We start from the raw sequence: 14749 nt of genomic DNA, 5'->3' as shown, positions 1-14749 counted from the left end.
GCACCGGATGAAGCGAGAGTCGGCTATTTGCGGTCTACTAGCTGCTGCCACCGTCAGTTTTGGGTAGAGCGATTTGGTGAAGGCCGGCTGCTTTTGGCCGGTAGCTACCTGTCGTTAGCAGCTTAAGGGGATAGGATTCCATCAGCAAAAGGTGCCTCAGGGGCACCTTTCGTGTGAATCGGCGACGGTACTTTGCTACCTAAACCAAGTCCTCAGGCTGCATCGTCAGTATGATTTTTCCAACATTCTCGGAAGACTCCATCCGGCGATGAGCATCGGCGGCACGTGAGAGCGGGAAAGTGCTATCCACGACTGGCTCTAGGCTTCCAGCGCCTTCGAACCGATCAAGCCAATGCTCCCGAAAGCGCTTGATCATGTCGTGTTTCTCCGGCTGAGTCCGGGACTTCATGACCGTGCCGATGATTTGCAGGTGACGGTAGAGAATATGCTCCAGCTCCACCGTTACCTTGCCGCCACCGCCCAAGATACCGACCTGGACCATGCGACCTCCGTGAGCGAGCGACGAGATGTTACGGGTGAAATACGCTTCCCTTTTGCTTGGTAGATACCATCGGTTGGGCGACGCCGCTTGCAGTCTGCGTGCTGGCCTACACGTTTTTTGGATTGGATGCCTTAGGTGATCAGATTTCGGATCCTTTTGACAGCCAAGCGAATGATCTGCCATTGGATGCCATATGCAGAAGCCTAGAGATCTCATTGCTGGAAATGCTTGATGAAGAAGCACCACTGCCGCTAGAGGCTGTGAATGACGTGTTGCTCTAAGCCCAATGCAAATGCAATATTTTGATCTTTTCGTTGCCAATTTGTAACTACGAAACTTGTTACTAAAACAAAAAAGTGGAGGAGATCAGATGCGTATCCTTCGACCTGTTTGAGGCGGTGGAGCGGCCCCCTCAAGTAGCTCAGGGTGTGCAGTGAGGTAATCCCGACACCAAGGGCTGGATGTTGTGAGGTACACCTTGAAGCATGTTGAAAACGTTAGAGCTGCGATAAAGCATGTTATTTGCGCTCAAACCACCGGCGACGCCATCCTCGGGTTCGAAGTAGCGAGTGTTTTCGTGTTCAAGTATGTAGGGGGCTAGGTAAGACTTCTCGGCGGGGGTCAACTCGCGTAAACGTTGTTCGCGAACGAGGCGGGAGGATCGGGTATTCCAGGCTTTGGCGATGATCTCTTTTAGCCAGAGGGTCAGTGTGGCTGAGAGATACGCGAGGGAAAGAAGGAGCGCGCCGCCGATCTCTGCCTTGTGCACTGTTCGGATGGTCGTGATCCCAAGGCTTTCGATCAAAGCGTCTGGTGAGAAGAGGACAAGGCCGCTTGCAATGCCAATGGCGAGTATCGGTCCTGGGGCGTTCTTAAGCACAGCGGATACGATGCTACCCAGCCATTCCATCGACATGCTCCGCACTCCAATAATTTTGGTGAATTGAAGCACATGGAGTGGGCATGGGTTTTCTTTTATAAGATGACAGTGTTGCTATTTGACGCCCGACTCTGTTGGGGTTCTTCTTTCGAGTTATCGGTTCTTGGCCTTAGCTTTTGTGCCTGAATGAGGGCTTCCGGGGTGCTGCTACAGAGGTGATCGTATTAGAAACAAGCAAGGATGTTGAAGCGGGCTTGCCGTGCCTACGGACGGATAAGCACGTACGGAACGCCTAGGGTCGACAGCTCGCCAAAAGAGCATGTCCGAACGTGAATGTTGACGTGATGCCTTGTCCTGCTAAGAGCTGCCCAGCGTCCAGGCGAATGGATAGTTTATTCTGTGACCGAAATTGACTTTGTGGAATTGGCTGTAGCCCTTGAGTTACGAGGGTTTCAGCTGTCGTAAACCGTATATTTTCTCTTAAAAGAAATATCGGTGGTGACGACTAACCAGCTTCGCTGAATTAGGCCAGTGGGACGGTGCTAGGGGAGGGGGGAGGAGTGTGAATATTGAAGGAGCGGGTGGTGCGGGGTGCGGGACTTGAACCCGCATGTCTTGCGACGGCGGATTTTAAGTCCGCAGCGTATACCAATTTCGCCAACCCCGCATAACGCGAGCGGATCATACTGATTTTTCACGGGTTTGTCACAAAATTTCCTTCAACATCGGAGTACCCGCTGGCCAGCTCAGCTCCGAAGGAGCTGTAAAATCCACTAACAAAGCAACATAATAACTATAAAATTTCACTTTAGCTTGAAAATAACTCTAAAGTCCGTTATACTGTAAATAAGCCGAACAAATTCACGAGTAAAAAAATGAACGTTCTTATCCTTTCAACCCATGATTCCTCATTGGGCCTGCCAGACATTGCTGGCTTGAGCTTACCTAACGCCCTTGTTCCGACAGTTGTTTATAGTCCGGAAGAGTTAAAAGCCGAAGCACACGAATACAAAATACGTTGCGAAAAATTCTATGTGATGAACACCTGCGCCCAAGCGGTTCTGCTTGCCATGCAATGTAAAGCTCCTATCTGCGACAAATTAGGCAACGCCATGTACTCCATTTCGTCGCAGCGTCAAGGCGAGCACGAAGTCAATGGAACCGTCTTCACCCTCAAAGAAATTCAGACCAGGGCAATCATCGAGTCTTCCTGCAATGTCCGCGATGCGGAACAAGCAAGTTGGAAGGTGAATCGGATGCTGAGCAATGGCCTGAATTTTTTCGGAGAGCTAACAAAACGAGATATTATAGAGCGCAGCGTTAACTCTCCTGAAATACTAGCTGTATTTCAAAAATCGTATGCGAAATATGTCAACGATTTCGAAAAGAGAGTTAGTCGAATTATCAAGCCATGTAGCCCTGAGATCGTGGATCTAAAGACCTTCCGTCCAACCGGTGCAAGCATCCTCAGTTTTGAAATGGGGTCAGGTAAATCCGTACTGATGAACAACGAGTTTGACGCAGCTCTGAATGGCGGTCGCTTGCCGATGATGCTTGTTCCAAACATTGCACTAACTGGACCGCATGCCTTACGTGATGAGCACTACAAAAATACTGTCGATGCAGACGGTCGAAAAATTATCAAAAAAGGTGCTATTTCGACGTTAAACTCCGCAAAAATCAGCACCCACTCTAGGATCAATGACAATGGAAAGGTGCTCATTGTTGATGAGGCCATTAAGGGCATTGAGCAGATCAATGGAGATGCGTTCTTTGATGGAACCATCGCGGACAAGCGCTCAGGTTTCAAATATCTGTTTGAGCGAATTAAAGACTGTGAAGACGTAACGATTTCTGATGCCCATTTCGGTCAAGAATACATTGATATCCTGGAGAATATCACCGGAAAAAAATTCACTGCTTTTACGGACAACGGTGGTCGCTATAAAAACACCAAGCTGAATTACGGAAACTTGAAATATGAAGATCTAATTCACAAGGCAAAGATTCAACTCGGTAACAAAGAGTCAATTATGTTTTTTTCTGATCGTAAGCAGGTTATTGCCAAATCAATGCATGATGAGCTTTGCGAATATGCCAAAAATAAGGGTGGCACTTCGATTCTGCTGAACGCTCATGAAATGAACATCGATGGAAGCATAGCTTCACGAGCAGCGTCGGACCCGTCAAACGTTCTAAAATGTTTCAACATGATTTTCTGCACACCAGCTGTTGGCCCAGGATTCAGTGCCGTGCTGCCAGAAGTTAAGAAAATCTTTATAGATTGCTGCGGAACGATATCACCACTTTCGCTAATCCAAACCTGCATGCGTTTTCGTAATGTAGAAGAGATTTATATCTCATTTTCACTAAATAAAAGAAAGGCGGCGCTTCCAGAAACGCGCTCAGACGTTTGCTACAGCCTGATCGAGCGCGAAAATGAAGTGAATCTCAGCGAGGGTGATACAGTCCTTTCGCATAATACTGCATTTCACTCAAATATGATGACTGACACAATTTTATGCGCGGCGTTTGATTTTCTAGCAATAGAAAACTGGGCTAGAAACAATTACACAAATTTTGTGATAACTGCTATGAAGCAACTGGGGTTTGTTTTGAAATTCTTATCTAGCGATAAGGATGAAGTGGCATTACAGTCTTCAAAATTAGCTGTGCGTAAAGCCGCTGAAGCTGAGTTTAAACGTAGTGTCTATAAATCTCCTGAGTTTATCGAAGCTAAAGACCTTTTACTAATGCAGAAGAAAGCCAAAGCCGGATTGGTTGGTCAACAAACTAAATATCTGATTGAAAAGACCTCTGATGCGTCAATTATGGGGGTGAAGGATTCTTTCTCAGATATCGATTACGACTTTGTAAGACGAAAAGGAGTGGCTTTGATTGGTAGAATTTGCTTGGCAAACGGAAATCCTGGTTCAGAGCGCACGACAGCTGATCGAGTGAGGGCGCAAGTTCTGAGAGATATCCGCAATTTCGTAAGCCTTGGCGAATTCACAACCGAGGCTTTCGAAAAATTTTTGACTCACATGAAATCCTCAAAGGGTATTTACGAAGGCAAGAACATTTCGCAAATCAAATTGCTAAAAAATTACTTCATGCTAATTGTTGATTCTAAAGATCACTACAAAGCGGTCAATTCAATGATCGGTCTGATGGGGTATAAGCTGCGTTCGGATAAGAACAAGAAGACAGGGAAGGGGGTAGACAGGAAAAATGTGTACGTTCTCGATTCTTCGTTTCGAGATGAGGCACTCAATTACATGCACAAGGCTGATCTTTGCTCGGTAGATTCCACCCTGCAAATTCTGGGCAAGATCGCTATGATCCAAGACAGCCAAAAGCTTGGGGCACTGGATCTTGAGGGGGGACAGGCTTGATACAGCTTTACCAATTTTAATCCGAAGGGATCAACTCGTCGTTCCTTCGGGCCGCTCTGAGCTGCTCTCTCAGCTGCACCAAGGCTTCTCGGTCAGTACCCTTCAGCATCCCTCCAAGATTGTCCAAATTGACCCCCCAAACCTTCGGAGAAGTCGTTTCCATCAGCTGAACCAAAGGTTCAGGGCAGGGCGCTGCAACTCCCTTGAAAGCGACTCCATCTTCCGACTGGTCTCAGTCATTCTCACCGCCTTTGAGCTTCTCGAACGCGATGCTTTGTCAGTAGTAACATGGCTACAAAACCCGGAGATACTGTTGGGCGGTCGCGAGCCCCAGGGCATGGTGAGTACTCAAGTTGAGGCGAACGATGTTTCGGCTTACTGGGCAGGTAGAGCATGGTGTCATTCGTTGAATAGCAGACAAAATAAAAGGGCTCTCACCGAGAGCCCTTTTATGGTCGCCGAACCAAATTGATACGCAAAGAATAAACGTTCCAACAGTTATAATTATGACTGCAATTAATTTACATGTCAATTAAATAACTATCTTCGAGTTTATTTTTTTGCATGCATTTCCAGGGCGAGTTTCAGGATTTCGGGATCAAATTTGCTGAACAGCTCAAGCGCATGTTGCAGTTCGTTCGTTTGGCTCTGTTCAATGCCAAATTCAGCTTTTGAGATTCCGCATTCCCTCATGATGAAATCAGTAACCTTCTGACTGTTTTTGAGCAGATAGTCGAAGTCATTTTTAAGGTTTGCATAGCCGTCTGTGACGTTCTGTTTCGTCGAGTGGTTCACAAGGTGCTTCATTTCAACGTCACCAATCCCTGCGCGACCACCGAGATTGATGAAGAAGTTTCTCATGGCGTTCAGGTTGTAGCGCTTGATTCCCGCCAACTCGCAAATTTTTGACATGTACGGCCTAAGAGAAGATTCAGAAAGCGGCGCTTCCCTCACGTCGCTTTGAAAAAGATAAGTTTTTTGAGGATCGTATTGCTCCACGGCAATCGAACGCAACACGTCTGAAAAGGCGACGACGTATCTTCCCGAGGTTTTCAGATGCTGGTCTGCATACACATCGGTGAAATCGAAGCCAATGGGAGAACCTGTTTTCGAAAGCATAAGCATTGAGTTTGGCGTTCGCCGCAGCTCACCACTTCGCATTCCAACAAAAACGTTTGTTAAAATTACATTGGTACATGCTCGGGCCTGATTCGTGCTGCGCCCGCGACTGGGTTGCTCTTCCCTGAATTTGAGGGCAGCGTTAAGGAATTTAGTTGCGGACTCAATGGTAATGTCATGCTTTCGGCGAGGTGTAGTCTCCTTTACCTTTGTCCTTTTCAAGATTGCTGTTGGGTCCGCAAATGCAGGGTCATCCTTATTTTCTCGGATGAAGGTGTAGAGTGCCGAAATGTACGTTCTCAGGTGTCTAGCCGTGGTTTTGTGTTTCTTCGGTTCGCCGTTCTCATCGAGCTGAGGTATTTCCTTCCCATCAGAATCAAGGACGGGAGCGCCTTTATTCCGCTTGATGCGTAGCCGTTCTTTCAGCGCTTTGTAACGCGTTTCGAACATCTGTTCTGTGATCTGACGCATGTCCAATTCGAGCCAATCGTCCGCATAGCTCCTCAATATTCGCTCATAATGTTGGCGGGTTGTTACCTTCCGTCCGTGTTCATTGTCCGGAGACTTTATGCCAAAAGCGGAAAACCGCAGCTCAATGGCGTCCATCAGCGTGATTTTTCCGCCGACTTTCGCTAGTTCGATTTCTGCGTCTTTTTCATCGAGAATGGCACGTGCTTTCGCCCTGAGATCATCCAAGTCATAGGCGTTCGGGTCATGCTCGATGTTTCGTTTGATGAGCTTGCCGCTTGCGTTCCGGCCGTTAACATAGAATCTCTTAACACCGGTGCCAATGCGTAATCGGAGTGGCGAATCAGCATCCTTCAGTAGCACCTCGGTGCCTGGGTCGGCGAAGGGGATCTTGTCGATTTCCTTCTTTTTGAACACCATCTCCGGGACTGATTCTTTAGCTTTTTTGGCGATCATGAGCGGCTCGGCGAAAGCTTAGTAACAGAGTTTAATCTGTCTTTCGCACGATGCCAAATGATTAGTAACGTTTTAGTAACAAGCCGCAGTTCTCGGGTTCTTAAAAAACGTGATAATAAATTGGCCAATTAGAAAGATGATTGTTTTGTGATCAGATTAGCGCCGTAAAGCCGGCACTTTTAGGTAATTTTGTTTAATTTGTCAATGTAAATATACAGTTATGTAAGTAGCGCGAGAGACTTAAAATCCCCCGCTCGTAAGGGCGTGCCGGTTCGATTCCGGCTTCGGGCACCATCTCTAAAACAAGGGTTTGCGGGCGAAAGCTGATGCAAACCCTTGTTTGTTTCCGGGTCGCAATAGTAGATGTGTTTCGCAATTCACAATTGCTTATCGATCACGCGGTCAGGTGAGCCAGTTCCTTAGCATCCCAAAACCGATATCTACTTTGCGAAAAAGCTCGGCGATGTACCGGACTGCCTGCTTTAGCTCGGCGCAGCATTGTCGGTTGGGTTGGTGGGTCCTAATGAAGAGTCACAATTCTGCGACTCTCCCCAATCCTGATTCGGTCCAACGCTCGATTTAGAGAATCCAAGGCATCAAGGAGAGCTTTCGCCTCGATCTCTCGCCCATCTCCCCAAAGGCGCTCAGCCATTTTATTCAAGGCTTGAATAGAACGCTCAATTTCAGCAGCAGTCGCTGCTTTACTTTCCGGTTGTTTCTTCGGCATTTAATAGCTCTGCAGGGCGTTGCTTTGTCGTTTTCGTGGCATTGTCTTTTGAGCCGAAACGTACACGATATCTCATGCGGTAACAGGGTTTGTAGCAGCTGGCGAAGCCTGCGCCCGGCTGCGCAGCAGTCGTGAAACCAGGCCCCGCGGTGTATAAGGAACACCGCGTGCTCAGGGTTTACGACTGCTGCGCAGTCGGACGCAGGCTTCGCCAGCTGCTACATAATGCCCGCAATTTCATAACTGATCTGTATTAAGCCCTGCAGCTATTCAGCCGGATCAGCATTGCGCCGATCCTCCCCGGCAGGGTTGCCGGTGTCGACAAGCCTTCTCTCTATCAGGACATTTTGCAGTGCTTGGCGAGCCGTAGGATCTAGCTGATGTTCTCTCTCCTTGAGCTCAAGCAGGATTGGGCTGGACCAGGCGCGATAAGTTTGTTCGGCAGTAGCAATGGGTGTCATCTGTCTCCTCCTTGATTAGGCGCCGGTCAACAAGGCGCTGCATTTCTATGCGCTAGAAACCCTAGTTGACGAACCTGATTGGCGCCATCAAATGACCGGGTGCTCTTAGTGTCGCGACTCCGATTTCAACCCTGATTTCCCCACACGCCCGTGGCGGCCGTACGCCGGACATAATCGGCAAAATCACGCGCCGGTCGGCCCAGTGCACGCTCCACACCATCAGCAATCGGCGTATTGCGTCCATCGAGCACGGTAGTAAAGAGGTACAGCACCAGATCGATCAGTTGCGCGGGAAGTTGTGCCTGTTCCAGCGCCTGGCGATAGGTGTCCGCTGGCACCGCGGCGAAGTGGATGGAGCGATTTGTCTCGCGGGCGATCACAGCGACGGCCTCTGCAAAGGTCAATGCCCTCGGCCCCGTCAGTTCATAGAGTTGGCCTGCGTGACCCGGTTCGGTCAGCGCCAGGGCAGCGATGTCGGCGATGTCTTCTACATCGATAAACGGCTCCGCGATGTTGCCGACGGGTAGGGCCAATTCTCCGTGCTGTATCGGCTCGAGGAAATGAGCCTCGCTGAAATTCTGGCAGAACCAGCTGCAGCGCAGGATTGTCCAGTCGACGCCGCTGTTCTGGACGACGCGTTCAGCTTGCTCCGCTTCAACTTCTCCACGGCCCGATAGCAACACCAGGTTGCTGATGCCGGTTTTGACGGCCAGGTCGATAAACGCCTGTACGGTGTCCAGTGCGCCGGGGATGGCGAGGTCCGGTTGATAGGCGATATAGGCTGCGTGAACCCCGTCAAGTACAGCCTCCCACGTGGAACGATCCTCCCAGTCGAACGACGGGGTTGCGCCACGCGAGCCGCGGCGCACGGATTGCCCGGCCACTTCAAGTCGCTGCGCAATGCGCCGGCCGGTCTTGCCGGTAGCGCCAAGGATCAGGATGGTTTGTTGTTGGTTGTTTTTCATCGCCTTCATCTCCATCGGTTTAATGTGAGTGATGCTCATGTTTAAAAGATGATAAACGCTCACGTTCTACCGTCAACTGACAGAATCGATGAAACCGACGTATGGCCAGTGCTAAGGTGAGCCTATGTCACGTTATTGATCGGGAGGCGCACAGTGCCGAAGAAAATGATTGAAGTGCCTGTACCGCCTACGCCGGAGTCGACGCGGCGTAATCCTACGCAGCAGCGCAGCCGTGAGCGTCAGGAGCGAATTTTGGCGGTGGCGACTCAACTGATCGCCACCAAGGGCAGCGATCAGGTAAAGATGAGCGAAATAGCCGAGCGATCCGAGATATCGATCGGGTCGCTATATCAGTATTTTCCTGACAAGAGTTCGGTTATCCGCACGCTCGCCGAGCGCTACAACGCCGAAAGCCGTCGCTGTATTGAAGAGGCTTTGGGGGCGGTAGACGATGAGCAAAGCCTGTGTGCGGCTTATTCAGGGCTTTTGGATTTGTATTACAAGGTCGTTCTGGCAGCACCTGCGATGCGTGATATCTATTGCGGCACGCAGGCCGATAAGCAGCTGATGGCGCTGGAACTGCAGGAGAGCCGGATCGCTGGCCGATTATTGGCGGACGCGGTGCTTCGAGTGTTTCCCGGCAGTGATGCGCAACAGATCGAGGAGTCGGCGTTTCTGATCTGGCAGTTGGGCGAAGCGACCATGCGCCTGGCCATCTCCTGCACACCCGAGGAAGGGCGGGGTCTGGTCGATGCCTTCAAGCGCATGTCGTTGCGGGAAATCCTGCAGCCAGCGGCTGGATCGAGTGAACCCGATGCAGCCACTGAAACTGTTGGCTAAACGAATGGTTGACCAGTAAACCCACGAGGCAACCGTTGCAGGCCGGCCATTGCGGTAAGCCGTTCAACCCAGGCGGCGCGCCAATCATTGGCGGTGTGAGTGACCTTGGCTTTGCGGGCGGCTCGACGAGCCGCGTTGCGTTCGTTCCTGCGAGCCTCTTTGAACGCATCGGAGTTTCGACAGCTTCTGCATTTGACGCGAGTCAGTTCGGTGCTTGAGGTGAGCTTGCTGCCTTTGTGACCGCAGGCCAGGTGCCCACCGACTTTGTAATGAGTAACCATCAGACGCCTCCTTCGTGACGTGTGATCGTTTGACCTCCGCGCGGCGATAGGAGTTGCGTGTCCGGCAGGCAAAAAAATACCCAGCGCAAAGCCGGGTTGGGGGATCAGGCAGGGACGCACCCGGTGACGGTCGTGTCGCCGTTCATGCGTCCTGAGTCAGGCCCTGGCGTCGTATCGAGTGCCCAGGCTGAATCATCTGAACCTTGGCAGAGGCCGATCGACAGGTTTGAGTGAAGACAATGTGTTGCGAATCAGGGGTGTGTCTTTCTCGATGTCGTTCAGGCGATCACGAATTCTGAGCGCGGTTGGGTGTCCGCCTTGATGATCGACCCAATCGGCGATTTCCTTGCACGCAGCTGCCAAGCGGGCCTGGCGTGAGTCGAGCAGGGTGAGCAGGGTGGTGATGGACTCTTTTTCGGACATGGCAAACACCTCCGTTCAAGAAACCTGTAATCAGTAACAAAAAGCCCGCTGGGAGCGAGCTTTCTGCCTATGGGGTCGCCGATCCTTCAGCTAATTCCAGTATAGACCCGGATTCATCAGCCTTGTCGGGCCGTCACTTGTGACCTCGCGTTCAGCTGCTGGCATTCCCTTAGGGCGTCTTCTTCAAGATCAAAACCGTCACCAATGAAGCCACGAGTGCGTGTATCGGCGATTCGAAACCAAACGGCCGCGTCGGGTGGTAGATGGCTGGCGTCTCCGGCTCGACGGCCATGGATGATGATCTTGTTGCAACGTTTCACGACGAAAATGTCGTCCATGGCCTCTCCGTAGCTGATTCGTGTTCAGATCAACTATAGAAGCCATTTGCGATTGTGCAAAAAACAGACAGGTCAGTTCGTCGATTCGGCTTGCTCGATCATTTTCTCCAGGTACATCGCCAGTCCGACTTCTTCGGCCCTGAGCCCTTTGCGCACTCGCGGTCGAGGTAGCTGAGCCAGCGCGCCCAGCATGAATCCGTCGAGCACGGCCGGGTGGATGTAGCACTTGCGGCAGACGGCCGGCGTATTGCCTAGCTGCCTGGCGACGTTCTTGACCATTTCCACCACGTGCCGTTTCGCATCCGACTCCGGTTCCCATTGCAGTTCTCGCAACACCGCTAACGCCAGGGCGCTGCCAGCCCAGGTACGGTAATCCTTGGCCGTGAAGTCTGCGCCGGTGAGGGTCTGCAGGTAGGCGTTGACGTCAGAGGAGCTGACGGTATGGCGCTCGCCATTTTCATCGAGGTACTGAAACAGGTTTTGCCCAGGAATTTCCAGGCAGCGCTTGATGATCCGCGCCAAGCGTCGATCTCTGACGGTGATCTGATGCTCGACGCCACTCTTGCCGCGAAACTGGAACAGGATTGCGCTGCCGTTGACCTCGACATGACGGTTACGCAGGGTGGTCAGGCCATACGAGCGATTGTCCCGCGCGTACTGCGCATTGCCGACGCGGATCAACGTTGCATCGAGCAGGGTGATGACCGTCGCCATGACCTTGTCGCGACTGAAGCCGGGCGCGGCGAGCAAGGCTTCCAATTGTTTGCGCAGTTTCGGCAGTGCCTGGCCGAAATCCCGCAGGCGCGAGTATTTGTCGGCATCGCGGACTTCTCGCCAGCGCGGGTGATAACGGTATTGTTTGCGACCCCGGGCATCACGGCCGGTGGCTTGCAGATGGCCGCGAGGGTCGGCGCAGATCCACACCTCGGTGTAGGCCGGTGGCACCGCGAGCGCATTGATGCGTTTGATCTCGTCCAGGTCGGTAATGCGCTGACCCGCCGGGTCGAAGTAGCAGAACTTGCCGCGCAGTTTCTTGCGGGCGATTCCGGGCTGGGTGTCGTCGACGTAATGCAGGTCGGGGGGCAGCAAATCAGGCAGCGCAGTGTCTGGCATGGCGGTAGTCCTTGGCGTGGAATCAGGGGCCGTTACAGCCATTGACCGCGTGCCTTGGCAGACGTGCCAGCGAATTTACGCGAGCACCGCCACCGCTTTGATCTGCGCCCAGAGTTGCTGGCCGGGGTGCACGCCCATCTGGTCGCGGGAATAGCGGGTGATCCGTGCCAGCAACGGGGTGCCGGCCGCGTCCAGGCGAATGAGGACATGAGCGGCGTTGTCCGCGCCCATTTCACTGATTACGGTGACCGGCAGGCGATTGAGGATGCTGCTTTGCTCGACACTGTGCAGGCTCAGGCTGACATCCCGTGCCTGGACCTTGCAGCGCAATGCGTGGCCTGGGGTCAATGGCGAGTGAGCGACCCGAATGTTCAAGGTCGAGTCAGGCAGTTGCAGCGTCAGTAGTTGGTAGTCGGCGTCATAGGCACTGACGCGTCCTTCGATGACCACACCGGCGTCGTCGCCCAGGGCCAAGGGCAGATCGAGTCGCGCCAGGGTTTCACCGATCGGTCCGCTGGCCAGCGCTTTGCCATTGCTGAGCAGGACCAGATGGTCGGCGAGCCGCGCGACTTCATCCTGTGAGTGGCTGACGTACAGTACCGGGATGTCCAGTTCATCATGCAGCCGTTGCAGGTAAGGCAGGATTTCGCTTTTGCGTTGCGCGTCCAGCGCCGCCAGCGGTTCGTCCATCAACAACAGTTTTGGGCTGGTGAGGAGGGCGCGAGCGATACCGACCCGCTGCCGTTCACCCCCCGAAAGGTTCAGCGGATGGCGGTCCAGCAAATGACCGATCCCGAGCAGTTCGGTCGCGTGAGCCATATCGACCCGACGTTGTTGTTTCGAAATTCGCTTGAGCCCGAATTCCAGGTTGGCCAGTACCGACAGGTGGGGGAACAGGCTGGCTTCCTGGAAGACGTAACCCAGCGCACGTTTATGCGGCGGCACGAAAATCTTCCGGTCGCTGTCCTGCCAGACTTCATCGTTGATCTGGATGAAACCCTGTTCAGCCCTTTCCAGGCCGGCGATGCAGCGCAGACAGGTGGTCTTGCCCGAACCGGAATGGCCGTACAGTGCAGTGACTCCACGGCCGGGCAATTGCAGATCCACCTGCAGGGCGAAATCCGCATAACCCAGTTTCAGACGCGTATGAATCATCGATCAGCTCCAGCCCGCTTTGGTTTTACGGCTGGAGTAGAGCACCAGCAATACCGCAAAGGAGAAGACCAGCATTGCTCCGGCCAGCCAATGGGCCTGGGCGTATTCCATGGCTTCGACGTGATCGTAGATCTGCACCGAGACCACGCGGGTCTTGTCCGGAATATTGCCGCCGATCATCAGCACCACGCCGAACTCACCGACGGTGTGGGCGAAGCCGAGAATGGCCGCCGTGATAAAGCCGGGTCGGGCCAATGGCACGATCACGCTGAAAAACGTGTCCCAGGGATTGGCGCGCAAGGTCGCGGCCACTTCCAGTGGGCGGGTGCCAATAGCAGAAAAGGCATTTTGCAGCGGCTGGACCACGAACGGCATCGAGTAGAGCACCGAGCCGATCACCAGGCCTGCAAAACTGAACGTCAGGGTGCCGAGCCCGAGTGATTGGGTGAAGTGGCCTACAAACCCGTTAGGGCCGAGCGCCAGCAACAGATAAAAACCAATCACCGTGGGTGGCAGCACCAGGGGCAGGGCGACGATCGCCCCGACCGGGCCGCGCAGCCAGGATTGAGTGCGCGAAAGCCATAACGCAATCGGAGTGCCGATGATCAGCAGGATGACGGTCGTCAGGGACGCCAGTTTCAGGGTCAGCCAGATGGCGGAAAAATCGGCACTCGATAGCGTCATTTAGAGTTGGTAACCGTAGGACTTGATGACCGCGGCGGCTTTCGGACCCTTGAGGTATTCAACCAACGCCTTGGCGGCCGGGTTGTCCTTGCCTTTGTTGAGGATTACCGCGTCTTGTTTGATCGGATCGTGCAGGCTGGCCGGGACGATCCAGGCCGAACCGCTGGTGACTTTGCCGTCTTTGTAGATCTGCGACAAAGCTACGAAACCCAGTTCAGCGTTACCGGTGGAGACGAACTGATAGGCCTGGGTGATGTTCTGGCCTTCGACAATCTTATCCTTGACCTTATCGGTCAGGCCTTCTTTAGCCAGTACTTGAGTCGCGGCCAGGCCATAAGGCGCGGCTTTCGGGTTGGCGATGGACAGGTGCTGGTATTCATTCTTTTTCAGCACTTCGCCCTTGGCGTCGACATAACCTTCCTTTGCCGACCACAGCGCCAGGGTGCCAATGGCGTAGGTGAAGCGCGAGCCCTTGACCGTATCGCCTTCACTTTCGAGTTTTTGCGGGGTGGAGTCATCGGCCGAGAGGAACACTTCAAACGGCGCGCCATTTTTGATCTGGGTGTAGAACTGGCCGGTTGCGCCAAAGGATGTGACCAGTTTGTGCCCGGTGTCTTTCTCGAAATCAGCGGCAATGGCCTGAATCGGTGCGGTGAAATTCGCGGCGACAGCGACCTGGACTTCATCAGCGTGGGCCGACCCGAAGGCGAATACCGCGAGCAGGGCCGCAAGGCTTGTAGGGGCAAAACGTGAGGCGCGAATGGTCATGAAACGGCTCCGTAATTAGCAGGTGCATCGAGAGGTAATCGCTATATATAGAAATATATAGCGAAATGCCTGCAAACGGAACGAATTGGATGCGCATTGCTCGTGGCGCGCTGCGTTCGCCTGTAGGAGCGAGCTTGCTCGCGATGGACGTTAACGATAACGCGTTCTTCCTGA

At 52.8% G+C, this 14749-nt stretch carries 14 protein-coding genes, 1 tRNA gene and 2 pseudogenes; 3 read left to right on the top strand and 14 right to left on the bottom strand.

Annotated elements, in window-relative coordinates:
• Positions 1-199 precede the first annotated feature (199 nt).
• Positions 200-550: pseudogene (locus ACA052_RS16090) on the bottom strand (zinc-binding dehydrogenase); the annotation flags it as partial.
• Between ACA052_RS16090 and ACA052_RS16085 the strand changes: the two are divergent.
• Positions 547-783: pseudogene (locus ACA052_RS16085) on the top strand (bestrophin family protein); the annotation flags it as partial. The pseudogenes ACA052_RS16090 and ACA052_RS16085 overlap by 4 nt on opposite strands.
• Positions 784-923: 140 nt before the next feature.
• Here the strand turns inward: ACA052_RS16085 and ACA052_RS16080 are convergent.
• Both ACA052_RS16080 and ACA052_RS16075 read right to left on the bottom strand, forming a co-directional pair.
• Positions 924-1418, bottom strand: a complete 495-nt coding sequence (locus ACA052_RS16080) for a super-infection exclusion protein B (RefSeq protein WP_497645771.1) — start codon at positions 1416-1418, stop codon at positions 924-926.
• 546 nt (positions 1419-1964) lie between these two features.
• Positions 1965-2049 (bottom strand) — tRNA-Leu (locus tag ACA052_RS16075).
• Between the two features lie 208 nt (positions 2050-2257).
• Between ACA052_RS16075 and ACA052_RS16070 the strand changes: the two genes are divergently transcribed.
• Entirely contained in the window at positions 2258-4777 is a 2520-nt protein-coding gene (locus tag ACA052_RS16070) for a hypothetical protein (RefSeq protein ID WP_497645770.1), read from the top strand.
• A gap of 552 nt (positions 4778-5329) precedes the next feature.
• Here the strand turns inward: ACA052_RS16070 and ACA052_RS16065 are convergent.
• From ACA052_RS16065 to ACA052_RS16050, 4 genes are all read right to left on the bottom strand, one after another.
• Complete coding sequence (locus ACA052_RS16065) at positions 5330-6820, bottom strand: site-specific integrase (RefSeq protein WP_497645769.1); 1491 nt, start codon at positions 6818-6820, stop codon at positions 5330-5332.
• 520 nt (positions 6821-7340) lie between these two features.
• Positions 7341-7547 (bottom strand): hypothetical protein, encoded by a 207-nt coding sequence (locus ACA052_RS16060; RefSeq protein ID WP_497645768.1) that lies wholly within the window; start codon positions 7545-7547, stop codon positions 7341-7343.
• Positions 7548-7813: 266 nt separating this feature from the next.
• The gene (locus ACA052_RS16055; RefSeq protein WP_497645767.1) at positions 7814-8008 is read right to left on the bottom strand and encodes a hypothetical protein; all 195 of its coding nucleotides are present in this window, start codon (positions 8006-8008) and stop codon (positions 7814-7816) included.
• A gap of 125 nt (positions 8009-8133) precedes the next feature.
• Positions 8134-8973, bottom strand: coding sequence for an NmrA family NAD(P)-binding protein (locus ACA052_RS16050; RefSeq protein WP_497645766.1), 840 nt, complete (start codon positions 8971-8973; stop codon positions 8134-8136).
• Between the two features lie 165 nt (positions 8974-9138).
• Between ACA052_RS16050 and ACA052_RS16045 the strand changes: the two genes are divergently transcribed.
• Entirely contained in the window at positions 9139-9813 is a 675-nt protein-coding gene (locus ACA052_RS16045; RefSeq protein WP_497650337.1) for a TetR/AcrR family transcriptional regulator, read from the top strand.
• On the opposite strand, the gene ACA052_RS16040 is transcribed toward ACA052_RS16045, so the two are convergent.
• The 7 genes from ACA052_RS16040 to modA all read right to left on the bottom strand — a co-directional run bounded on the left by ACA052_RS16040 (position 9810) and on the right by modA (position 14575).
• A complete protein-coding gene (locus tag ACA052_RS16040; RefSeq protein WP_497645765.1) occupies positions 9810-10094 on the bottom strand; it encodes a hypothetical protein in 285 nt (94 codons plus the stop codon). The two genes, ACA052_RS16045 and ACA052_RS16040, sit on opposite strands and share 4 nt — an antisense overlap.
• Before the next feature lie 192 nt (positions 10095-10286).
• Positions 10287-10517: a hypothetical protein gene (locus ACA052_RS16035; RefSeq protein WP_140671772.1), complete on the bottom strand. Its 231-nt coding sequence runs from the start codon at positions 10515-10517 to the stop codon at positions 10287-10289.
• Between the two features lie 116 nt (positions 10518-10633).
• Positions 10634-10855, bottom strand: a complete 222-nt coding sequence (locus ACA052_RS16030; protein WP_497645764.1) for a hypothetical protein — start codon at positions 10853-10855, stop codon at positions 10634-10636.
• A 72-nt stretch (positions 10856-10927) separates the two neighbouring features.
• A complete protein-coding gene (locus ACA052_RS16025; protein WP_497645763.1) occupies positions 10928-11968 on the bottom strand; it encodes a DNA topoisomerase IB in 1041 nt (346 codons plus the stop codon).
• Positions 11969-12043: 75 nt separating this feature from the next.
• Positions 12044-13123 carry a molybdenum ABC transporter ATP-binding protein gene (gene modC, locus ACA052_RS16020; protein WP_497645762.1) on the bottom strand — a complete coding sequence of 360 codons (1080 nt, stop codon included), beginning with the start codon at positions 13121-13123 and terminating at the stop codon, positions 12044-12046.
• A gap of 3 nt (positions 13124-13126) precedes the next feature.
• Positions 13127-13807 (bottom strand): molybdate ABC transporter permease subunit, encoded by a 681-nt coding sequence (gene modB, locus ACA052_RS16015; protein ID WP_497645761.1) that lies wholly within the window; start codon positions 13805-13807, stop codon positions 13127-13129.
• Positions 13808-14575 (bottom strand): molybdate ABC transporter substrate-binding protein, encoded by a 768-nt coding sequence (gene modA, locus ACA052_RS16010; protein ID WP_497645759.1) that lies wholly within the window; start codon positions 14573-14575, stop codon positions 13808-13810.
• Positions 14576-14749: the final 174 nt, after the last annotated feature.

The organism is Pseudomonas sp. LBUM1644 (assembly GCF_059716195.1).
This window is presented reverse-complemented; position numbering and strand designations above follow the sequence as displayed.